Origin of the sequence: Paraherbaspirillum soli, assembly GCF_042654985.1 — a bacterium.
GTDB classification, from domain to species: domain Bacteria; phylum Pseudomonadota; class Gammaproteobacteria; order Burkholderiales; family Burkholderiaceae_D; genus Paraherbaspirillum; species Paraherbaspirillum soli.
The window spans coordinates 143147-165513 of the sequence record NZ_JBHSMT010000023.1 but is presented as its reverse complement, the minus strand read 5'-3'; the positions used below and the strand labels follow the sequence as shown (position 1 = coordinate 165513).

The 22367-nt window shown below is 57.5% G+C and carries 23 protein-coding genes; 20 read left to right on the top strand and 3 right to left on the bottom strand.

From position 1 onward, the window contains the following. Positions 1 to 9 precede the first annotated feature (9 nt). The 15 genes from ACFPM8_RS12940 (at position 10) to ACFPM8_RS12870 (ending at position 17191) form a co-directional block, all read left to right on the top strand. Positions 10 to 135 (top strand): entericidin A/B family lipoprotein, encoded by a 126-nt coding sequence (locus ACFPM8_RS12940; protein WP_378997969.1) that lies wholly within the window; start codon positions 10 to 12, stop codon positions 133 to 135. A 41-nt stretch (positions 136 to 176) separates the two neighbouring features. After that, a complete protein-coding gene (gene leuD, locus ACFPM8_RS12935) occupies positions 177 to 824 on the top strand; it encodes a 3-isopropylmalate dehydratase small subunit (RefSeq protein WP_378997968.1) in 648 nt (215 codons plus the stop codon). A gap of 79 nt (positions 825 to 903) precedes the next feature. Then, on the top strand, positions 904 to 1974 hold the full coding sequence (gene leuB, locus ACFPM8_RS12930; RefSeq protein ID WP_378997967.1) for a 3-isopropylmalate dehydrogenase: 1071 nt from the start codon (positions 904 to 906) through the stop codon (positions 1972 to 1974). A 74-nt stretch (positions 1975 to 2048) separates the two neighbouring features. Continuing rightward, entirely contained in the window at positions 2049 to 3182 is a 1134-nt protein-coding gene (gene asd, locus ACFPM8_RS12925) for an aspartate-semialdehyde dehydrogenase (protein WP_378997966.1), read from the top strand. Between the two features lie 206 nt (positions 3183 to 3388). After that, positions 3389 to 6406 carry a motility hub landmark protein FimV gene (locus ACFPM8_RS12920; RefSeq protein ID WP_378997965.1) on the top strand — a complete coding sequence of 1006 codons (3018 nt, stop codon included), beginning with the start codon at positions 3389 to 3391 and terminating at the stop codon, positions 6404 to 6406. Between the two features lie 127 nt (positions 6407 to 6533). After that, positions 6534 to 7346: a tRNA pseudouridine(38-40) synthase TruA gene (gene truA, locus ACFPM8_RS12915; protein WP_378997964.1), complete on the top strand. Its 813-nt coding sequence runs from the start codon at positions 6534 to 6536 to the stop codon at positions 7344 to 7346. Between the two features lie 82 nt (positions 7347 to 7428). Next, entirely contained in the window at positions 7429 to 8097 is a 669-nt protein-coding gene (locus tag ACFPM8_RS12910) for a phosphoribosylanthranilate isomerase (protein ID WP_378997963.1), read from the top strand. A 57-nt stretch (positions 8098 to 8154) separates the two neighbouring features. Next, on the top strand, positions 8155 to 9426 hold the full coding sequence (trpB, locus tag ACFPM8_RS12905; protein ID WP_378997962.1) for a tryptophan synthase subunit beta: 1272 nt from the start codon (positions 8155 to 8157) through the stop codon (positions 9424 to 9426). Between the two features lie 102 nt (positions 9427 to 9528). Further along, entirely contained in the window at positions 9529 to 10326 is a 798-nt protein-coding gene (gene trpA / locus ACFPM8_RS12900; RefSeq protein ID WP_378997961.1) for a tryptophan synthase subunit alpha, read from the top strand. Positions 10327 to 10421: 95 nt separating this feature from the next. Continuing rightward, positions 10422 to 11294 carry an acetyl-CoA carboxylase, carboxyltransferase subunit beta gene (accD, locus tag ACFPM8_RS12895; protein WP_378997960.1) on the top strand — a complete coding sequence of 291 codons (873 nt, stop codon included), beginning with the start codon at positions 10422 to 10424 and terminating at the stop codon, positions 11292 to 11294. 63 nt (positions 11295 to 11357) lie between these two features. Beyond that, entirely contained in the window at positions 11358 to 12668 is a 1311-nt protein-coding gene (gene folC / locus ACFPM8_RS12890; protein WP_378997959.1) for a bifunctional tetrahydrofolate synthase/dihydrofolate synthase, read from the top strand. A gap of 53 nt (positions 12669 to 12721) precedes the next feature. Continuing rightward, entirely contained in the window at positions 12722 to 13654 is a 933-nt protein-coding gene (locus tag ACFPM8_RS12885; protein WP_378997958.1) for an SPOR domain-containing protein, read from the top strand. Positions 13655 to 13706: 52 nt separating this feature from the next. Next, on the top strand, positions 13707 to 14195 hold the full coding sequence (locus ACFPM8_RS12880; RefSeq protein ID WP_378997957.1) for a CvpA family protein: 489 nt from the start codon (positions 13707 to 13709) through the stop codon (positions 14193 to 14195). Between the two features lie 52 nt (positions 14196 to 14247). Further along, entirely contained in the window at positions 14248 to 15765 is a 1518-nt protein-coding gene (gene purF, locus ACFPM8_RS12875) for an amidophosphoribosyltransferase (protein WP_378997956.1), read from the top strand. A 190-nt stretch (positions 15766 to 15955) separates the two neighbouring features. Continuing rightward, positions 15956 to 17191, top strand: a complete 1236-nt coding sequence (locus ACFPM8_RS12870) for a cystathionine gamma-synthase family protein (protein ID WP_378997955.1) — start codon at positions 15956 to 15958, stop codon at positions 17189 to 17191. A 64-nt stretch (positions 17192 to 17255) separates the two neighbouring features. Here the strand turns inward: ACFPM8_RS12870 and ACFPM8_RS12865 are convergent, their stop codons facing one another. Next, positions 17256 to 17837 (bottom strand): LOG family protein, encoded by a 582-nt coding sequence (locus ACFPM8_RS12865; RefSeq protein WP_378997954.1) that lies wholly within the window; start codon positions 17835 to 17837, stop codon positions 17256 to 17258. Beyond that, positions 17834 to 18499, bottom strand: a complete 666-nt coding sequence (locus ACFPM8_RS12860; RefSeq protein ID WP_378997953.1) for a TetR/AcrR family transcriptional regulator — start codon at positions 18497 to 18499, stop codon at positions 17834 to 17836. Before ACFPM8_RS12860 ends, ACFPM8_RS12865 begins: the two co-directional genes overlap by 4 nt. Positions 18500 to 18769: 270 nt before the next feature. Here ACFPM8_RS12860 and ACFPM8_RS12855 point away from each other — a divergent pair, with 270 nt between their 5' ends. Then, complete coding sequence (locus tag ACFPM8_RS12855) at positions 18770 to 18961, top strand: DUF1289 domain-containing protein (protein WP_378997952.1); 192 nt, start codon at positions 18770 to 18772, stop codon at positions 18959 to 18961. Between the two features lie 13 nt (positions 18962 to 18974). Here the strand turns inward: ACFPM8_RS12855 and galE are convergent, their stop codons facing one another. Next, positions 18975 to 19997, bottom strand: coding sequence for a UDP-glucose 4-epimerase GalE (gene galE / locus ACFPM8_RS12850; RefSeq protein WP_378997951.1), 1023 nt, complete (start codon positions 19995 to 19997; stop codon positions 18975 to 18977). 318 nt (positions 19998 to 20315) lie between these two features. On the opposite strand from galE, the gene ACFPM8_RS12845 reads away from it, so the two are divergent. Genes ACFPM8_RS12845 through ACFPM8_RS12830 form a run of 4 tightly spaced genes read left to right on the top strand, consistent with a single transcriptional unit; the run spans position 20316 to position 22364 of the window. Further along, positions 20316 to 21065, top strand: coding sequence for a beta-ketoacyl synthase chain length factor (locus ACFPM8_RS12845; protein ID WP_378997950.1), 750 nt, complete (start codon positions 20316 to 20318; stop codon positions 21063 to 21065). Further along, the gene (locus ACFPM8_RS12840; protein ID WP_378997949.1) at positions 21058 to 21837 is read left to right on the top strand and encodes a lysophospholipid acyltransferase family protein; all 780 of its coding nucleotides are present in this window, start codon (positions 21058 to 21060) and stop codon (positions 21835 to 21837) included. Before ACFPM8_RS12845 ends, ACFPM8_RS12840 begins: the two co-directional genes overlap by 8 nt. Then, the gene (locus tag ACFPM8_RS12835) at positions 21824 to 22084 is read left to right on the top strand and encodes a phosphopantetheine-binding protein (RefSeq protein WP_378997948.1); all 261 of its coding nucleotides are present in this window, start codon (positions 21824 to 21826) and stop codon (positions 22082 to 22084) included. The genes ACFPM8_RS12840 and ACFPM8_RS12835 overlap by 14 nt, the downstream gene beginning before the upstream one ends. 25 nt (positions 22085 to 22109) lie before the next feature. Beyond that, positions 22110 to 22364, top strand: a complete 255-nt coding sequence (locus ACFPM8_RS12830; protein WP_378997947.1) for an acyl carrier protein — start codon at positions 22110 to 22112, stop codon at positions 22362 to 22364. Positions 22365 to 22367: the final 3 nt, after the last annotated feature.

The window sequence follows — 22367 nt, the reverse complement described above, 5'->3', positions numbered from 1 at the left end:
GAGCTCAAAATGATGAAAAAAATTGTCACACTCTTTCTGTTGATTGCCGTTGGATCCACGCTGGTGGCCTGCAATACCGTTCACGGTTTTGGCAAGGACATCGAGCACGTCGGCGAAAAAATGCAGGGCAAATGATAGAGCGCATGCACGCAATCCGATAATGGAATACAAAAGTCATGAATAAATTTACTGTTTTGGATGGTTTGGTGGCGCCGCTGGATCGCGCTAACGTCGATACCGATGCCATCATTCCGAAGCAATTCCTGAAGTCGATTCAGCGCACCGGTTTCGGTCCGAATTTGTTCGACGAGTGGCGTTATCTGGATCATGGCGAGCCAGGCATGGATAATTCCCGTCGTCCGCTGAACCCTGATTTCGTCTTGAATCAAGCGCGTTATCAAGGTGCTTCGATTCTGTTGACCCGCAAAAATTTCGGTTGCGGCTCGTCGCGCGAACACGCGCCGTGGGCGCTTGATCAATATGGTTTCCGCGCCGTGATCGCGCCGAGCTTTGCCGATATCTTTTTCAATAATTGCTTCAAGAACGGCTTGCTGCCCATCGTCCTGCCGGAAGCGCAGATCGATCGTCTATTCGACGAAGTCAAGGCTGTCCCGGGCTTCCGTCTGGTCATCGACCTTGAAAAACAGTTGGTCGCCGCCGCCAACGGCAGCCTCAGCTATCCATTCGAAGTCGGCGAATTCCGCAAATACTGCCTGCTGAACGGTCTTGACGATATCGGACTGACCCTGCGCCAGGCCGACAAGATTCGCGATTTTGAAGAGCGTCATTTGGCTGCGCAACCGTGGCTGGGCAATACGATTTGAATTGTATTGATTCTGCTCCCGAGCGCCGCCGTCAGCGTTTTTTTGAGCAACCGAATTCCCAAGAAAATTCCAGGAAAAAATGAAAATTGCAATCTTGCCAGGCGATGGCATTGGTCCCGAAATCGTTGAACAAGCGGTCAACGTCCTGAATGCGCTCGACGAGAAATTTGAGCTGGAAAGCGCGCCGGTGGGCGGCGCCGGTTACGTCGCCCACGGTCATCCGCTGCCGGATGGCACGCTAAAGCTGGCGCAGGAAGCCGATGCCATTTTGTTCGGCGCCGTCGGCGACTGGAAGTACGACACGCTGGAGCGAGCCTTGCGGCCGGAGCAGGCGATCCTGGGACTGCGCAAGAATCTCGGCCTGTTTGCCAATTTGCGGCCGGCAATCTTATATCCAGAACTGGCGGGCGCATCGACCCTGAAGCCGGAAGTGGTGTCCGGACTGGACATCCTGATCATCCGCGAATTGACCGGCGATATTTATTTTGGGCAGCCGCGCGGCGTGCGCATTGCGCCGGACGGCGCTTTCAAGGGCGAGCGCGAAGGCTTTGACACCATGCGCTACGCCGAGTCGGAAATCCGCCGTATCGCCCATGTGGCGTTTCAGGCCGCGCAAAAGCGCGACAAGCGCCTGACCAGCGTCGACAAGGCCAACGTGCTGGAAACTTTCCAATTTTGGAAAGATATCGTTACCGACGTCCACCGGGAATATCCGGATGTCGCACTCGATCACATGTATGTTGACAATGCGGCAATGCAGCTGGTGCGCGCACCGAAGAAATTCGACGTGATCGTGACCGGCAATATGTTCGGCGACATTTTGTCCGACGCTGCGGCGATGCTGACCGGTTCGATCGGCATGCTGCCTTCGGCTTCGCTGGATGCCAACAACAAGGGTTTGTACGAGCCGTCGCACGGTTCGGCGCCGGATATCGCGGGCAAGGGCATTGCCAATCCGCTGGCGACCATTTTGTCGGTTGCAATGATGCTGCGCTTCTCGCTGAACAAAGCGGAGCAGGCTGACCGGGTTGAGCGAGCTGTCAAAAAGGTGCTGGCACAAGGTTTGCGTACTGCTGATATCTATGAGGCAGGCACGACAAAAATTGGCACCAAAGAGATGGGCGATGCGGTAGTCAAGGCATTGGCTTAAAGCGATTTGGCGAGCGGTACTGCCGAGAGTATGAAGTTGCGGGGCTTTTCCCGTGTATGTTTGAGGGAACGATAATGAAACTGGTTGGTTTAGTCGGTTGGCGTGGCATGGTGGGTTCGGTCCTGATGCAGCGGATGCAGGAAGAGGGCGATTTTGCCCATATTGAACCGGTATTTTTTTCAACTTCAAATGCCGGCGGTAAAGCACCGGCATTGGCGAAAAATGAAACGACATTAAAAGACGCCAATGACATTGGGGCGTTGAAAAAATGCGACATCATTATTACCTGCCAGGGCGGCGACTACACCAGCGAGATCTTCCCGAAGCTGCGTGCCGAAGGCTGGAACGGTTATTGGATTGATGCCGCATCGACGTTGCGGATGAAAGATGATGCGATCATCGTCCTCGATCCGGTCAACCTCGATGTGATCAAGGACGGCTTGCAGCGCGGCGTCAAAAACTACATCGGCGGCAACTGCACCGTGTCCTGCATGATGATGGGCCTGGGCGGCCTGTTCCAGCAGGATCTGATCGAATGGATTACCTCGATGACCTATCAAGCGGCATCGGGCGGGGGTGCCCAGCACATGCGCGAATTGCTGACGCAATTCGGCTCGATCAATGCGGAAGTCAAGACACTGCTGGATGATCCGAAATCGGCAATTCTCGAAATCGATCGCAAGGTATTGGGCAAGCAGCTGGCGATGGCGCCTGATGAAGTCAAGCAGTTCGGCGTGCCGCTGGGCGGCAACCTGATCCCGTGGATCGACAAGGATCTGGGCGACGGCATGTCCAAGGAAGAATGGAAGGGCAGCGCAGAAACCAACAAGATTCTTGGTCGTGGCGCAGGCTTCAGCAGCGATCGCAAGGCCATTCCAGTGGATGGATTATGCATTCGGATCGGCGCCATGCGCTGCCATTCGCAGGCATTGACCATCAAGCTGAAAAAAGATGTGCCGCTGGATGAAATCAGCGACATCATCGCCAGTAATAATCAATGGGTGAAGGTGGTGCCGAACAATCGTGAAGCATCGATGCGCGACCTGACCCCGGCGGCAGTCACCGGCAGCCTGACAATTCCTGTCGGTCGCTTGCGAAAATTGCAAATGGGTGGCGATTATTTGTCGGCATTTACCGTCGGCGACCAACTTTTGTGGGGCGCCGCGGAACCACTGCGCAGAATGTTGCGTATTGTGCTAGATATCTGATTTACGCCAATAGTTGTGGTATCGTTTCTGGTTTGCAACGTTGCCCGCTAAGATTTTCGTCAATGAAAGTCTTAGCGGGTTTAACATATCCGTCAAACATTGTTACACCTGAGTATCAAAATTATTCTTGATTTTTAAAAAAACTGTATACAGTATTTGCTTCCAGCAAGATTCGTTTTTCAATATACGCCAACGGAATGTCTTTCATGCCACACAACATGCACCCGAATTCTTCGAATAAATTTATTTCCACCGGCCTAAAGACGCTGAATGTGGCTGTCATTTCCGCATTGATGCTGATTTCCAACGCGGATGCAGCCGGATTGGGTAAATTAACCGTGCTTTCTTCGCTGGGGCAACCGTTACGCGCGGAAATTGAGCTGACCTCAGTGACTCCAGATGAAGCAGGGGCACTGGTCGCCAAGCTGGCTAACCACGAAAGTTATCAGCGAGCCAATATAGAATTCAACCCGGTTTTGATGTCCTTGCAGTTTTCAATCGAGCAGCGTAATGGCCGTAGATTTGTTCGCGTGACATCGACGCAGCCGGTCAACGAACCGTTCGTCGACATGCTGATGGAACTCGGCGGAACCAGTTCGCAATTGTTGCGTGAATACACCGTGCTGCTCGATCCAGCTGGTCACCGCTCGGCTCAGCCAGCGCAAATTGCCGCACCTGCGCGCGCAGCCGCAGCGACAGCAGCGCCAAGTGTTGACCGTTCAGCTCCAGCTTCGACCGCGGAACGTTCGACAATGTCGGCCGCTACACGTGCAGCCGCTGCGAAAGCGGTAGCGAGCAATACTGCCGGTGCAACCAAGCCGATGAGCGACGAAGAGAAGATGGCGTTGAAGGCATCGCAGCAGGCAGACGCCGACTTTAAGGCGGCACAGGCACAAAAAACGTCGCAGCCAGCAGGCGCCGACTATCACGTCAAGAAGGGCGACACGCTGGAACGTATCGCCAGCGAAAACCTGCCAGCCGGCGTATCGCTGGATCAAATGCTGGTGGCCCTGTATCGGAACAATCAAAACGCGTTCGCCGGCAAGAATATGAATCGCTTGCGCAGCGGTCAGATTTTGTCGATTCCAGGCGCAGATGCGGTGCGCAATGTGACCCCGTCGGAAGCGAAAAAGGTCGTGTTGGCTCAGGCCCGGGATTTCAAGAGCTACCGCAATAACCTCGCGGGTCAAGTCGCGGCTGCGGAACCGAATCAGGCGAGCGAGTCCAAGCAAAGCGGCGGCGGCAAAATTACTGCCAAAGTGGAAGAGCAATCCACGCCGGCGAGCGAATCGAAGGATAAATTGAAGCTGTCCCGCGGCGCTGGCGCCGGAGCAGCTGGTGGCGCGGCTAATACCGCAGCGACCGAAGAAAAGATTGCGCGCGAAAAGGCAGCGGCCGAGGCTGCGGCGCGAGTCAAGGTGCTGGAGAAGAATGTCAGCGACCTGCAAAAAACTCTCGAAGTGAAAAATAAAAATCTGGCAGAGCTGCAGAATCAAGCCAGCAATGTGAAGCCTGCAACGCCTGATGCCGCAGCAAAAGCGCCTGCAGCGACTCCGGCGCCTTCAGCTCCAACCGCTCAAGCCGCTCCGGCTCCAGCTCCAGTTCCAGCGGCAACGCCAGTGGCAACTCCGGCTGCCGCTGCAGTAGCCGATGTCGCTGCCGCAGCTCCTGCTGTAGCCGCGGCGTCCACCCCGGACGCGAGCGCTGCGGCAGAGCCGGCACCGGCTCCAGCTCCAGCTCCAGCAGTTGCCGCCGCGCCGGCAGTGACTCCTGCTCCGGCTCCTGAGGCCAAGCCTGCGGTCGTTACGCCGCCAGCTGCTGAACCTGGCTTCCTGGCGAGTGTGACCGACAACCCATTCCTGCTGCCAATCGGCGGCGTGCTGGCGGCGATATTGGCCGGCCTTGGCATCTATCGCTATCGTCGCAATAAAAAGCTGCAACAGGCATTCATGGACAGTAGCGGCGTGCCGACCAGTACCGGGCTGAAAGGGAATTCGCTGTTTGGATCGACTGGCGGACAAAGCGTCGATACCAAAAACAGTATTTTCAATTCGAATTTCGTGCCGTCGGTCAGCCACCTCGACACCAACGTCGATCCGGTTGCCGAGGCCGATGTCTATATCGCTTATGGTCGCGATGCCCAGGCCGAAGAAATTTTGAAAGAGGCGCTGCGCAGCCAACCGCAACGCAATGCCATTCGCGTCAAGTTGCTGGAAATTTACGCCAATCGCAAAGATCCTCGTTCGTTTGAAATCCTGGCGAGCGAGCTGTATAGCTTGACGGGCGGCGAGGGCGACGACTGGCAGCAGGCTGCTGCACTCGGAGTCACTGTGGATCCAGCCAATCCTTTGTATGGCAGTGGCAAATTGCAGGACCAAGTGATCGCCAAAGCCAACGCGATTACAGCGCCGACCCAGACTATGGACGGCCTCGACTTCAATTCGCTGACCGCCCCGACTCAGCCGCAAGCAGCTCCAGTGGTGGTGGAAAAAGCGGCAGAGCCAGTGCAATTGCTGGCGCCTCTGACAGGTGGCGAGTTGGGACAGCAAGCCAAGGCTGCGGCTGACCAGGCGCATGCGAACGATATGGATTTCGATCTGGAAGTGCTAGGTAGCGAAGCTTCCGCCAATCAGGACACCGTATTGCTGTCGCCATCCCACGATGCCGCCAGATCCATGATGGATGCGCTCGATTTTGAGCTGGAGAAGAAAGCGCCTGCCGCTGCGGTAGCCGCTGCCAGCGCAGCGCCGGCAAAGGCTGTCGCGCAAAGTGCGCCGGCAATCGAACCGCTGGACCTGGGTGGTATCGAGTTCCCGCCTGCTGGCGGCCAGCCATCGAAATATGAGCCGTCGGTTGCGCATATTGATATTCCGGCCGATGTTAAACCGGTAGTCAACGCGCCTGCGCCGACATCACATGTCCAGGAAGCGGCAGTAACGGCAACGCCGCTCGAATTCAGCCTGCCAGACATGAGTCTGGATCTGGACAGTGCAGTTCCGGGGCACGCCGCAGCACCGGTGGCTGCTTCTGTCAGTCATGTTGCAGCGGAAGTAGCCACGCCTGCAGCGACCGGCAATCCAGAAATGGCGACCAAGCTTGACCTGGCCGTCGCTTACAAGGAAATTGGCGACAAAGAAGGCGCCCGTGAGTTGCTGGAAGAAGTGTTGAAGGGCGGTAGTGCCGAGCAGGTCGATGCTGCCAAGACATTGCTGGCTAAGCTGTAACAAGCAATATTAAATAGCTGGTGTTTGCTTTGAACGGGCGCGGCGAGATGCTGGCGCCCGTTTGCATTTCTTGACGAGTTTTTTTGCAGGTGCTATTACCGCCTGTCTTTTTGGCACTGGAGTTGTATTGAAGCGAATCGTTCTCGGGGTGCAGTATGACGGCGCCCCTTGGCAAGGATGGCAGACCCAGCCTAACGGTAAAACCGTGCAGGACCGGCTGGAGGCCGCGTTGCAAAAATTTACGCAAGCCATGATTGCGACCACCTGCGCCGGCCGCACGGATTCTGGCGTGCATGCACTGGAGCAGGTGGTGCATTTCGATACCGAGCTGGCGCGGGATACGTCTTCCTGGGTGCGCGGATTGAATGCATTCCTGCCGCCGTCGATCGCCGTGCGCTGGGCTTGCGAGACGCCGCAGGCGGATCAAGGGACCACTTCCGACGATCAATTCCACGCTCGGTTTAGCGCTACGACACGGACTTACCATTACCTGTTGTACAACCATCCGGTGCGTTCCCCGCTGTTGGAGGGGAAGGTCGGGTGGTGTTTCCGTCCGCTGGACGTGGAACTGATGCGCGAGGCCGCGGCGCATCTGATTGGTACCCATGACTTTTCCGCTTTCCGTGCTGTCGAGTGCCAGGCGCGATCGCCGGTACGGACCATGGACCAAATCCGCATCGAACAACGCGGCGATTTGATCGTGTTCAGCCTGCAGGCAAATGCTTTTTTGCACCACATGGTGCGCAACATCATGGGTTCGCTGATTTACGCCGGTATCGGCAAGAGGCCGCCTGAATGGATCGCTGAGTTGCTGCAGCAGCGCGACCGCAGCCTCTCCGCGCCGACCTTCATGCCTGACGGCTTATACCTGGCGCAAGTAGGCTACGATTCAAAGTGGAATTTGCCGCAGCAGCAGGTTGCGATATTGCCCTGGATATAGGCCCGTGTCGGATTTTGGTGCGATTTTGGAATGCCTAGCCAGTGGTATATTGCGAACATTCAGATCAGCTTAAATAGTCCAAATGACCCACCGTACCCGAATCAAGATTTGCGGTTTGACCCGCGAGCAGGATGTACAGGCCGCGGTTACGGCCGGCGCAGACGCGATTGGTTTTGTGTTTTATCCGAACAGCCCGCGCTACCTCGCCCCGCAGCAAGCCGCTCGCCTGATGGCCGCAGTGCCGCCTTTTGTCACCACCGTGGGCTTGTTTGTCAACGCCAGTCCGGAGCAGGTCAGTGAAGTCGTCGCACAGCTGCCGCTGTCCTTGTTGCAATTTCATGGCGATGAAAACGTAGAGCAGTGCGCCGCCATTGCCAACCAGGTAAATCGGCCGTTTATCCGTGCGATGCGAATTGGCGCTGCAACTGTTGCCGCTGATTTGCTAGAATGCGAGTTGGCATATCGCTCCGGCAGCCGGCTGTTTGCCGGTTTGTTGCTGGATACGCTGGTCGAAAATTATGGCGGTAGCGGAAAGGTATTTGATTGGTCTCTCATCCCAAAAGAACTCGCGCCTCAGGTCGTTTTAAGTGGTGGCTTGAGCACGCACAATGTGACTGACGCGGTACAGCGTGTACGTCCCTTCGCAGTCGATATCAGCAGCGGTGTCGAACAAGACAAGGGTATCAAGGACGCTGTCAAAATACGCGCCTTCATTGACGCAGTACGTCAGGCCGACGCTAGTTTCAGCTGACGTAAATTGGCAGTACACGGCATCGCGCCGTCAGCACACATTGCAGAGAAAAATTCCATGAAAACATTCAATCCGATCGAGCAGAATGCCGAGCACCAGCAGACTGCCAGCCCAATCATTCAACAAGCTCAAGCTGCGCATTACGATCTGCCGGACGCCACCGGGCATTTCGGCATCTACGGCGGCAGCTTCGTGTCAGAAACGCTGACGCTGGCATTGAGCGAACTGCAGCAAGCCTACGCCAAATATCAACACGAACCGCAATTCCTGGCTGAGTTCCATAGCGAACTGAAACACTATGTCGGTCGTCCCAGCCCGATTTATCATGCCAAACGCTGGTCCGAGCAGGTAGGCGGCGCCCAGATTTACTTCAAGCGCGAAGACCTGAACCACACCGGCGCGCACAAAATCAATAACGTCATCGGCCAGGCTTTATTGGCCAAGCGGATGGGCAAGCCGAGAGTCATCGCCGAAACCGGCGCCGGCATGCACGGTGTCGCCACCGCCACCATTTGCGCGCGCTTTGGTCTCGAATGCGTGGTCTACATGGGCAGCGAGGACGTCCAGCGGCAAAAGCAAAACGTCTATCGGATGAATCTGCTGGGCGCCAAGGTGGTGCCGGTCGAATCGGGCTCGAAGACGCTGAAAGATGCATTGAACGAAGCCATGCGCGACTGGGTGACCAATGTTGAAAACACTTTCTACATCATCGGTACCGTCGCCGGCCCGCATCCGTATCCGGTGATGGTGCGCGATTTCCAATCGGTGATCGGCAACGAATGTCTGACGCAGATGCCGGAGATGGCAGGCCGGCAGCCGGATCACGTGGTCGCCTGCGTTGGCGGCGGCTCCAATGCGATGGGTATTTTCTACCCGTATATCGATTACCAGGAGGTCAATCTGGTCGGTGTAGAAGCCGCAGGGGAGGGGCTCGCCAGCGGCAAGCATGCGGCATCGCTGACGCTCGGCTCGCCCGGCGTTTTGCATGGCAATCGGACTTATCTGCTGCAGGATGAAAACGGCCAGATCATCGAGACCCATTCGATCTCCGCCGGTCTTGACTATCCCGGCGTCGGCCCCGAGCATTCCTGGCTGAAAGATGCGGGGCGGGCGACTTACGAAACCATCACCGACGACGAGGCGCTGGCCGCGTTTCATACCTGTTGCCGGATTGAGGGGATCATCCCGGCGCTGGAATCGAGCCATGCATTGGCATACGCCGCCAAACTGGCAGCGACTTTACCCAAAGATAAAATCATTCTGGCCAATTTGTCCGGCCGCGGCGACAAGGACATGCATACGGTCGCCGAGCGGCTGAAGCTGGCTTGAGTTAAGCCGAATAGCCACTTAGAGCACCCTTTAGCCGCCGTCCCCGTAGTGCATGGTCCACATGCGCTACGGGCTGAAAAGAACAAATAATCCGAATACATCATGTCCAGAGTTCAAAAAACACTATCGGCACTAGCCGCAAACAACAAAAAAGGCTTGATCCCCTTCATCACGGCAGGCGATCCTGCACCGGAATTGACGGTACCGCTGATGCATGCGCTGGTGGCCGGCGGCGCCGACATCCTCGAGTTGGGGGTGCCGTTTTCCGATCCGATGGCCGAGGGACCGGTAATCCAGCGCGCCTGCGAGCGCGCGTTGAAGTTCGGCGTCAGCCTGCATGACGTGCTGGGTTATGTCCGCACGTTCCGTCAAACCAATGCAAACACGCCGGTGGTCCTGATGGGCTATGCCAATCCGCTGGAGCGGATGGGGGTGGATGCCTTCATTGCCGCCGCTAAAGAAGCCGGTGTTGATGGCGCCATCGTGGTCGATTACCCGCCGGAAGAGTGCGAAGAATTCGCGCAAAAAATGCAAGCCAACGGCATGGATCCGATCTTTTTGCTGGCGCCGACCTCGACCGACGAGCGGATTGCGCAGGTGGCGAAAGTCGGTAGCGGCTTCACTTACTACGTCTCGCTCAAGGGCGTGACCGGCGCTGCCAATATCGACACCGCCGAAGTGGCGGCGCGCATTGCGGCGATACGTCAGCATGTCAAATTGCCAATAGGGGTCGGTTTCGGCATCCGCGACGCCGCTACCGCCAAGGCCGTGGCCCAGGTGTCGGACGCGGTGGTGATCGGCAGCCGGATTATTCAGGAGCTGGAAAATACGCCGCGCGAGCAGGCGGTGGCTGCGGTGCAGGCTTTTGTCAGCGGGATTCGCAAGGCGCTGGATGAGTGAGTTTTCGCTGTAATTAGGTGACTGTTTGCCAACTACCGCCATTCCGGGGTTAAAGGTACAATTCGGCAGGAAAAAAATCTGAAGGAGGTCGCTCCATGAGCTGGCTAGAAAAGTTACTCCCCCCACGTATTCAGCGCAGTGACACGTCGACCCGCAAGTCAATCCCAGAAGGATTATGGGTCAAATGCCCATCTTGCGAAGCCGTGCTGTACCGCACCGATCTGGAATCAAACATTCATGTCTGCCCAAAATGCAGCCATCATCTGCGTATCCGCGCGCGCGAACGCCTCGACGCGTTGCTGGATACCGGCGGTCGTTTTGAAATCGGCCAGGAAGCATTGCCGATCGATACCCTCAAGTTCAAAGACAGCAAAAAATATCCTGACCGGCTGAAGGCTGCAATGGATGCAACCGGCGAAACCGACGCCCTGGTGGTACTGGGCGGTTCGATCATGAGCTTGCCGGTGGTGGTCGCCTGTTTCGAATTCGAATTCATGGGTGGCTCGATGGGTTCGGTCGTCGGCGAACGTTTCGTGCGCGGCGCGCAAGTCGCGCTGGAACAGAAAGTACCTTTCATTTGCATCACTGCCACCGGCGGTGCGCGGATGCAGGAAGGCTTGCTGTCCTTGATGCAAATGGCGAAAACGACTTCCATGCTGACCAAGTTGTCGGAGAAGAAATTGCCGTTTATCAGCGTTCTGACCGATCCCACCATGGGCGGCGTTTCGGCTTCTTTTGCGTTCATGGGTGACGTGGTGATCGCCGAGCCAAAAGCACTGATCGGTTTTGCCGGTCCGCGCGTGATCGAAAATACCGTGCGCGAAAAGCTGCCGGAAGGTTTCCAGCGCGCTGAATTCCTGGTCACCAAAGGCGCCGTCGACATGATCGTCGACCGTCGCAAGATGCGCGAAGAAATTGCGCGTTTGCTGGCGTTGCTGCAAAACCAGCCGGCCGAATCCATCGCTTGATGCTGATTGTCGTTTTTATGGCCCGAACTGTTGACGGTTCGGGCTTTTTCGTTGGGCTCTGAAATGTCAAATACGCCGACCGCTCCGGTAACTCTTGCCGACTGGCTTGCACTACTCGAATCACGCCATTTCAAAACCATCGACATGGGCCTGGACCGGGTGCGGCAAGTCAAGGACCGGCTCCAGCTGCAGTTTGCCTGTCCGGTCATCATGGTGGCCGGCACCAACGGCAAGGGCTCAACCTGCGCGATGCTGGAATCCATCCTGTTGCGGGCCGGCTATAAGGTCGGGTTGTACATCAAGCCGCATTTTCTCGACTTCAATGAGCGCGCCCGGATTGGCGGCACGTCCGCGTCGGATGCGGCGCTGATCGCCAGTTTTGAGGCGGTGGAAGCGCAGCGCGGCGATATTTCGCTGACCTATTTTGAATTTACAACGCTGGCCATCATGCATCTGCTGGCGGCAGCCCAGCTCGATGTGGTGATCCTGGAAGTCGGTCTGGGCGGGCGGCTGGATGCGGTCAATATCGTCGATGCCGATGTTTCCATCGTCACCAGCGTCGATATCGACCACACCGACTATTTGGGCGATACCCGCGAGAAGATCGGTTTCGAAAAGGCCGGGATTTTCCGGGCCGGGAAAACCGCCATTTGCAGCGATCCGGTGCCGCCGCAATCGTTGATCGAGCATGCCAACGCGATCGGCGCCGATCTGTGGCTGCTGGGTCGGGATTTCAACTACACCGGCGACAAGCAACAATGGAATTACGGCGGCCGCGGCCAACGCCGCAATGCCTTGGGCTACCCCAGCCTGCGCGGCGCCAACCAACTGCTGAATGCATCGGCGGCGCTGGCTGCGCTGGAATCGTTGCGCACCCAATTGCCGGTCAGCGCGCAGGAAGTGCGCAGCGGTTTCGTCATGATGGACTTGCCCGGGCGGTTCCAGGTATTGCCGGGACAACCGCTGGTGATCCTGGATGTCGCGCATAATCCGCACGCGGCAGCGACGCTGGCGCAAAATCTGGACAATATGGGTTTCCATCCATACACCTACGCCGTCTTCGGCGCCATGCTGGACAAGGATATCGAAGGCATCGTCAGTCAAATCAAGACCCGCGTCGATCACTGGTGCCTGACCGCGTTGCCGCTGCCGCGTGCCGCCAGCGGCGAGCAGCTGCAGGAGCGCTTATTGGCGGCCGGGGTCAAGGCGGAGGATGGGGCCGACGCCGAGGCCAGCATCCAGACTTTTGCTACTCCAGCGCAAGCATATGCAAATGCCTTAAGCCGGGCGGGTGAGAATGATAGAATTGTGGTTTTCGGATCGTTCCTGACGGTTGCTGGCGTGATGGAAGCCAGGAAGTCTGGATTTCACTGACGATTTTCGAGCGAATTTCACTGAAATCTCGTCAACCTTTCAAAATATATCGCATGGGTTTGTTCTCTTTTCTTCGTAAAAACAAGCAGCAAACCAGCTCCGAACAGGGGGCGTATCATTCCCGATCCGATTCCCGATCCGATGCGCGTTTCGATGAGGAAGCCCCGGTTGGCCGCAGCCGAGGCAAAGGCAAGGCGGGCAAGCATCCCAATGAAGCAGTAGATCCAGTGTTGCCGGAGAAGAAGCGCGCCCGGCGCCGCCTGGTCGGCGCGGTGGCCCTGGTGCTGGCGGTTGTCATCGTGCTGCCGATGATCCTGGACTCCGAACAGAAGCCGCTGGCCGACGATATCGCGATTCAAATCCCTTCCCGCGACAAACCGGCAGAAAGTGCAGCATCTGCCGTATCGAGCGCGCCTACGCCGGTCAGCAATGCCAACAGCCTCGATCAGCAAGAGGAAATCGTCGAGCCAGCCAGTACCGCAGTGGCGCCGATGATTCCGCAACCGCCGAAACCGGCGGCCGCAACCAGCACAGCAGTCGCTCCTTCAGCCCCAAAAGCAGTCGCACCGATTGATGGCATGCCCAAGGCGGAGGCCAAACCCAAGCCGGAACCAAAGCCAAAATCAGACCCGAAGCCAGAGTCCAGGCCGGAATCCAAACCAAACCCTAGTACCGCCGATAGGCATGAAGACGCGGCACGCGCATTGGCGATTCTGGACGGGCGCGCCGACGCTCCGGCCGCAAGCGACAAAAAGCCCGCCAAATTCGTGCTGCAGGTCGCCGCATTGGCATCGCAAGATAAAGTGAATGAATTGCAGGGCAAGCTGAAAGAAGCCGGGATTCACTCCTATACGCAAAAAATCCCGACCCAGTCCGGCGAGCGCATTCGTATCCGTGTCGGCCCGTTCAGCAATAAGGAAGAGGCAGAGAAAGTGCGTGTCAAACTCGCCAAGCTGGGCCTGAACGGCAGCTTGGTGCCGGGTTGATGCGGACCGTGTTCGGTGCAAGTAAAGACACTGCGATAGACCCAGAGGCACAGTGACAATTTTCGATTACCTGGTGTTGTTCGTGCTGCTCTGCTCGATCCTGATCGGCATTTTGCGCGGCTTGCTCAAGGAAATCCTGTCATTGGCGAGCTGGGTCGTTGCGCTGCTGGTGGCTAACGCCTATGGTGAAAGTCTGGCGAAGTTGCTGCCCGAGGTCATTCCGGGCAATGTGACGCGGCTGATCGTCGCCTGCCTGGCCCTATTTGTCGGCGTACGATTATTGATGATGTTGCTGAGCATGACAGTCGATGCCTTGGTCAAGGCGACCGGCCTTGGGCTTGCGGATCGCGGTCTCGGCGGCTTGTTCGGCCTGGCGCGTGGCGTGGTGATCGTGCTGGCGGTGGTATTGGTGTGCGGCACAACCGCCATCCCGCAGCAGCCTTTCTGGCGCGATGCCATGCTGAGCCCGCAGGCGGAAGCCGCGGCGCGCAGCGTCAAACCGTTTTTGCCCGGCGAATTTGCGCGCCGAGTGCAGTTTTGATTTGTTTGAATAGTAGGACGTCTTTAAATTGTTTTTTGTTTAGGAGTCCACCATGTGTGGCATAGTCGGCATCGCATCCCAAAACCCCGCCAATCAACTGATCTATGACGCCTTGTTGCTGTTGCAACATCGCGGCCAGGACGCAGCGGGCATCGCAACCAACCACGGCAACGGATTTTTCATGCACAAGGCCAACGGCTTGGTGCGCGACGTTTTCCGGACCCGCAACATGCGCTCGTTACCCGGCAATTACGGTATCGGCCAAGTGCGCTATCCAACCGCCGGCACCGCCAGCGCGGAAGAGGCGCAACCGTTTTACGTCAATGCCCCGTTCGGCATCATCCTGGCGCACAACGGCAACCTCACCAACGCCGAACAGCTCAAGATCGAGATGTTCAAGAACGATCGCCGGCACATCAACACCGACTCCGACACGGAAGTCCTGCTGAACGTGCTGGCGCATGAAGTTCAGCAAGCCACGATCGGCTATTCGCTCGATCCCGATGCCTTGTTCAAGGCGGTCGCCATGGTCCACAAGCGGGTACGCGGATCGTATGCGGTGGTGGCGCAGATTGCCGGCCATGGCCTACTGGCATTCCGCGACCCGTTCGGGATTCGGCCGCTGTGCATAGGCGCCAATGAAACCGACAAAGGCACCGAATACGTCATCGCTAGCGAATCGGTCGCGCTCGAAGGCCTGGGCTTCCGCTTCCTGCGCGATGTGATGCCGGGCGAAGCGATCTTCATCGACATTGACGGCAAGCTGTATAACCGCCAATGCGCCGAGAACCCGAGCCTGAATCCATGCGCGTTCGAGTTCGTGTATCTGGCCCGCCCGGATTCGATCATCGACGGCGCCTCGGTGTACGCGACGCGCCTGAAAATGGGCGAGTACCTGGCCGACAAGATCAAGCGCGAATTTTCCCACGGCGATATCGACGTCGTGATGCCGATCCCGGACTCCTCGCGTCCTGCCGCGATTCAACTGGCGCTTAAGCTGAATCTCGAATATCGCGAAGGCTTCATCAAGAACCGCTACATCGGCCGCACCTTCCTGATGCCCGGGCAAGCGATCCGCAAGAAATCGGTACGCCAGAAATTGAACGCGATCGGCTCCGAGTTCAAGGGCAAGACCGTGCTGCTGGTCGACGATTCGATCGTGCGCGGCACCACCAGCCGCGAGATCGTGCAGATGGCGCGCGACTCCGGCGCCAAGCGCGTGATCTTTGCATCGGCCGCGCCGCCGGTGAAATTCCCGAACGTCTACGGCATCGACATGCCGACCCGTGGCGAGCTGATCGCCTACGGCCGTACCGATGAAGAAGTGTGCCGTGAAATTACTGCCGACGCCTTGGTGTACCAGGACATCGACGCGCTGAAACGCTCGATTTCGGATGTCAATCCGATGCTGAAAAATTTCGAAGCATCCTGTTTCGACGGCAATTACATCACCGGCGACATTTCGCGCGACTACCTCGACCGCATCGAGTTCGCACGCAATAATCCGAAGCCTGAAAGCGACGATGCTGTGCGTTCGCAGTTGAATCTCAGTCTGACGCAAGTCGATTAAAACAATTGCGGGACAGAGTTTACGAGCCGCCTGGTCTGATCCTGCGGCGAATTACTCTGTCCCCAACTGATCAGATAAGACGGGTAAATTGCAACGAAAAATATTCGGGGAAGAATTTAAAGGTCACCGCAGCATGCCGAATTATTCGCCCTGCCAACCGATTAGGAAAAACTCCGAAGTAATCAAGAAAATGACCGACAAATACGGCTTCACCACCACCATCCTGCACAGTGACCGTCAAAAAACGATAGAGCACGGTTCGCTGCATAAACCGGTTCACACCTCGGTCACGTTTGCCTACAGCGATGCACGCCAGCTGGCGGAGGTATTCCAGGGCAAACAGCCTGGATACCGTTATGGCCGCCAGGGCAATCCGACGGTATCGGCGCTGGAAGATCAAATCACCAAGATGGAAGATGGTTACGCCACCATTTGCTTCGCCACCGGCATGGCCGCCATCGGTGCGCTGGTGCAGGGCTTGTTGCGCGAAGGCGATCACGTGGTGTCGTCGGCTTTTTTGTTCGGCAACACCAATAGCTTGTGGCAAACCGTCACCGCTCAAGGCACCCAGGTGGCTATGGTCGACGCCACCGATGTCGCCCAGGTGGAAGCGGCGCTGACACCCGCGACTCGTCTCGTGTTCGTCGAAACCATCGCCAATCCACGGACCCAGATCGCCGACCTGAAACGGATCGGAGAACTGTGCCGCGAGCGTGGCATTTTGTTCGTGGTCGATAACACGATGACGTCCCCTTACTTGTTCCGGCCGAAGTCGGTCGGCGCCGGTCTGGTGATCAATTCACTGACCAAGTCGATCGGCGGTCATGGCGATGCCTTGGGCGGCGCGCTGACCGATACCGGCTTGTACGACTGGAGCCGTTTTCCCAACATCATCGACACCTACAAGCGTTTTCCGCAGGTGCAATGGGGCATGGCGCAGGTGCGCGCCAAAAGTCTGCGCGATTTTGGCGCGGCGCTCGGGCCGGAAGCCGCGCATCATATCGCGATCGGCGCCGAGACCATGGCGCTGCGCATGGAGCGCAGCAGCAGCAACGCACTCGCGCTGGCGCAAATGCTGGAGGCCGATCCGCGGATTGCCGCCGTTTACTACCCTGGGTTGAAATCCCATCCGCAGCATGCGCTGGCGACGGAGTTGTTCCGCGCTTACAGCTACCTGTTCAGTTTTGAATTGAAACCGGGTACCGACTGTTTCGATTATCTGAACCGCTTGAAACTGGCGATTTCCACCAGCAATCTGGGCGATACCCGGACCTTGGTGATTCCGGTCGCGCATACCATTTTTTACGAAATGGGCGCCGAACGCCGCGCGGCGATGGGCATTGCGGATTCATTGATCCGGGTCTCGGTCGGGATCGAGGATACGGCGGATTTGCTGGCTGATTTCAAGCAGGCACTGGATGCTTGATCCGGCGTAGCCGGTCGCATAAATAAAAATAGGGAGCGATGCTCCCTTTGCCTGCTTCGGTGAGCTAAATCGTATCCCTATCCAGCCATTTCGGTACCTGACTCGGTACGAACGACCTGAACCTTTGCAGCAATTCCTCAGCCTGCGGTTCATGCATCAGCAAGCCGGCTTGCTCGTCTTTCAGGAAGCGCTGCGACACCATGTGCTGAATGAATTGAATCAAGCCGTCATAAAAGCCGTCGACATTGAGCAAGCCAATCGGCTTCTGGTGAAAGCCCAACTGAGCCCAGGTAAACACCTCAAACAATTCTTCCAGCGTTCCTATGCCGCCCGGCATCGCGATAAAGCCATCCGACAAGTCCGCCATCATCGCCTTGCGCTCGTGCATGTCCTTGACGATATGCAGGCGCGTCAGGCCGGCATGGCCGAGTTCTTTTTCCAGTAGCGCCTGGGGAATAACGCCGGTCACTTGACCGCCCAGCCGCAACACTTCATCGGCGATGATGCCCATCAGGCCGACGTTGCCGCCGCCATAGACCAGCGCGATATTGTCGTCGACCATCGCTTGCGCAAGTGCGCGCGCGGCTTGCGCGTACACCGGCGAAGCGCCCGGCGACGAACCGCAATAGATGCAAAGGGATTTCATTCGCTTTTCTGTAAATACTTTGCCGATAATTGCTCGAAATGCGACAAGGTCTCGCCGCGCAGATATGGGTGCATCAGCGACAACACCTGATAGCAGCCGCTTGCCAGCGCATGTTCGACCACTGCCTGTTCGGTGTATTGGCGCGGATTCAGCACGTATTGATACGACAGCCAATAGCTGGCGACCACCACCATATTGGTCGACAGCGCGTCGATTTCAGCCGGGCTGGCCTGCAAGGCCTTATCTTCGTGCAAGCCCTGACACAGTTCTTTGACGACCGTTATCTTGTGGCCGAAGATTTCCTTGAAGTGCAGTTCCAGCGTACGGTTGCGCGATAGCAGGTCGTTCAGGTCGCGGTAGAAAAAGCGATAACGCCAGATCAACTGGAACATCAGGTGCAGATAGTGCCAGACGTCCTGCATGGTCGGCCGCTGCCCCTGCGGCAAAGCCAGCATGCGGCTGATTTCTTCCTCGAACGTGACGAAAATCGAATTGACGATGTCGTCCTTGTTGCGGAAGTGGTAATACAGGTTGCCCGGCGAGATTTTCATCTCGTCGGCGATGATGGTGGTGGTGATATTGGGTTCGCCGAACTCATTGAAGAGCCGCAGCGACAAGGCCATGATTTTTTCGCGGGTACGACGTGGCGCCTTCTGCTCCATGACTTATTTTCTTTCTAAGATTCAGGCCATTTATTCAGACCATTTAGCGGTTTCTGCACAGCAGTCCGCAATGTCGAATTTCACAAAATGGCTAAATTTGTTAAGTCAGGATTGTATATTGCTTCGCAGCGCTTGATGTAACCGCAGCGCCGAAAACTGCGTCGCCGGCACCGGCGGTAATCGTCCCGTGCCGGCGGCTGTTATAGAATGGCAGACTTCACGGCAATGCTGCTCGCATTCGCCATCGCTATTCCCCCTTCAAAGGTAAGCATGTCAGAGTCGCCCCCGCCACGCCCGGACACCCCCTGTGTCGCAGTCTGTTCCACCACGTTCGACGATGTCTGCCGCGGCTGCGGCCGCACGGTCTACGAAGTCGCGCATTGGGTTTCCATGAGCGAAGAAGAAAGAAACGTGGTGTGGGTGCGCATCACCGCCGAGGGCTATCCGCGTCGGCAGGGGTGACAGGCCTCAAGCCTCACTCAGCGTAACCATCGGGATTTTGTGTATGCCAGCGCCAGTGATCGGCGCACATGTCGGCCAAGCCCTTGCGCGCTTGCCAACCCAGCAGTGCCAGCGCCTGCGCCGGATCCGCATAGCAGGCTGCGCTATCGCTGCTGCGGCGCGGCTCGATCCGGTAAGGGATAGTGCGGGCGCAGGCCAGCTCGAACGTTTTGATCATTTCAAGCACGCTATAGCCGCGGCCGGTGCCGAGATTGAGCGTGAAGCCGCTTCCGGCGCCAAACAAGTGATCCAGCGCGGCGACATGGGCGCTGGCGACATCCGCCACGTGAATGTAATCGCGCACGCCGGTGCCATCAATGGTCGGATAATCGTCGCCGAAGATCGACAGCATAGGCTGCTGCCCCAGCGCCACCCTTGCCATCGCGGGCATCAGATTGCTTGCCATGCCGCGCGGCGAGTCGCCAAGCAGTCCGCTTGGGTGCGCGCCGGCTGGGTTGAAGTAGCGCAACACCCCAATCGCCCAGCGCGGATCGGCATCGTGCAAGTCGGCCAATAACTGTTCCACCGTCAATTTGGAGCGGCTGTAGGGATTGTTTGCCGACACGGGCGCCGACTCGGGAATCGGCACGCTGGCTGGCGCGCCATAGACCGCGGCGGACGAGCTGAAAACGAAGTTCCTGACGCCGCTTCTTTCCAGGGCTTGCAGCAAGGTAGCGCTGCCGGAGACGTTGTTCTCGAAGTAGCGCAGCGGCTGCGTCACCGATTCGCTCATGATTTTGAGTCCGGCGCAATGAATCGCCGCATCAACCGGATGCGTTTGCAGCAGGCTATCCAATGCCGGGCGATCGCGTATGTCCATAGGGTAAAACCGGATTTCGCCCTGGCCGCACTGTTGCGCCCGCCTGATTGCTGCGCTGGAGCCATTGGCCAGGTTGTCGATGGCAATGACGCAATACTTTGCCGCCAGTAATTCAACGCAGATATGCGAGCCTATGTAACCGGCAGCGCCAGTCACCAGAATTGTTTTGTTTGCCAATGTGACTACTTTTTTGTTGAAATGGATAGGTTTTGCACTTTCCTTGTGGAATTGCAAGGCCGAATTCTACTGTAAGGTTCCGCCTGGAAACTAATTGGGCGTTAGGAGTTGTAAGGCAGCTTGGTAAATCGCCCGGCAAGGATTTAGTGTTCTATTTTAAATACGGGGCAGAGGCACTTATAGTCGCGCGAGGCGGTATTTTGCATGGTCATATAGCTTATAATGCCGCGCGAATGTTAAGAGAACAGTCGGCTCAACTCCCTGAATTGTTTGCTGATCGTCATGAAATCGATTCAAGGGATGTTGGAGAATGGTGAAATGAGTTTCAGAGGGGTAAGGTTTTCAATCGCATCGCATGCGGCATGGGCGCCGGGGCTGGAAACGGAGGCTGCCTGGCAGGCGTGGGCGCACAGTCCGTTCGCCATCGTCGGCAGCGCCGAGCCCAAGGTCGCCGCCATGCCGGCCATGTTGCGCCGTCGCGCCGGTTTCATAGGCAAGATGGCGCTGGAAGTCGCTTATCGTTGCCTGGATGGCCGCAGCGGTGTGCCGACCGTATTTTGTTCGCGCCACGGCGAGTGCGCGCGCTCGGTCGAGTTATTGTCGGATCTGGTCCAGGAATCGCCGTTATCCCCAACCTCCTTCAGCTTGTCGGTCCACAATGCGGCCGCCGGTTTGCTGTCGATTGCGCGCCGCGATCAGGTCAGCCATGCCGCTTTGTCGGCAAGTCATAGCGGTGTCGAGCATGCGGTGATTGAAGCCTGCGGCTTGCTGGCGGATGGCGCGCCGGAGGTCTTGCTGGTGGTCTACGACGGTCTTTTACCCGAGGTGTTCCAGGAGTACCAGGATTGCGACGATCAGCCTTTTGCCTGGGCCTGGCTAATGGTGCCGGCAGGGAATCCGCCGCAAGCGGGAGCGATCTCGCTGACATGGGAGCGCTGCGACGGCGATCCGGCTGCGGTGCCGCGGCAACCGGCGGGGCTGGAAGTATTGGCTTTTCAACTGAGGAACGATCCCGAATTGGTCCGGGTGGTCGAGCACCGCCGCTGGCATTGGCAGCACCATGCTTAAGCGCTTGGGCCGTTATTGGCGAATCCTGGCGACAGGCTTCAGTTTTTTTGTGTTTGGCGTTGGCGGTCTGCTATTGCGCATCTCGGTCTTTCCCTTGCTTAATCTGATGGTTTGGGAGCGTCGGCGGCGCGTGCTGATCGCGCGCCATGTGATCCGTCTGGCGTTTCGCGCTTTCGTTGGATTGATGCGCGGCCTCGGCGTGTTGCACTACGAAATCCGCGGGCTGGAGCGACTGGAGCGGCAGGGGCTGTTGATCCTGGCCAATCATCCGACCCTGATCGACACGGTGTTCCTGATGGCTTTCGTCAAACGCGCCGATTGCATCGTCAAGAGCCGGCTGTGGCAAAACCCGTTTACGGGCGGGCCGGTGCGCGCCGCCGGCTACATCAGCAACGACCATGGCACCGGGCTGGTCGAGGATTGCGTTGCTTCCTTGCAGCAGGGCGGCAATCTGATCGTGTTCCCGGAAGGCACGCGTACCCCGGCCGACGGCGTGGTCAGTCTCAAGCGCGGCGCCGCCAATATTGCGGTGCGCAGCCGGTCCAACGTGACGCCGGTGCTGATCCGCTGCTCGCCGCCGACCCTGGGCAAGGGCGGCAAATGGTGGCAGGTGCCGCCGGTCGCGGCGCGCTTCAGTATCGAAGTCAAAGAGGATATCGAAGTGCAGGCCTTCCTGGCGAGAGCCGATGGCGAGGCCTTGGCGGCAAGGCATTTAACCGCCCATTTACAAGATTATTTTAGGAAAGAAGGTCAACCCGATGCAGCAGCTTGAAGAAGAAGTGAAGCAGGTCATCATCGATGTCCTGCAATTGGAAGACATTACCCCCGCCGACATCGTCACCGATGCGCCATTGTTTGTCGAAGGCCTGGGGCTGGACTCGATCGATGCGCTGGAACTGGGCGTGGCGATCCAGAAGCGTTACGGCATCTCATTGTCCGCGGACTCGGCGGAGACGCGTCAACATTTTGCCTCGGTACGCGCGCTGGCCGCGATGATTGCCGCCAACAGAAAGAAGTGAGACTGAGATGACTTTGACGGCCTCAATGAGCAAGCAAGAAATTTATCTGTGGTTAGTGGATGTGTTGCATGAAATGTTCGAGATCGACCGCACCGACATCACGCCGCAAGCCAACCTGTATACCGATCTCGATATCGATAGCATCGATGCCGTCGATTTGGTGGTGAAGCTCAAGCAGCTGACCGGCAAGCGTTTGCAGCCCGATGTGTTCAAAGCGGTGCGCACGGTGCAGGACGTGGTCGATGCGCTGGTCGCATTGCTGGCGGAGGATGCAAAATAAAGC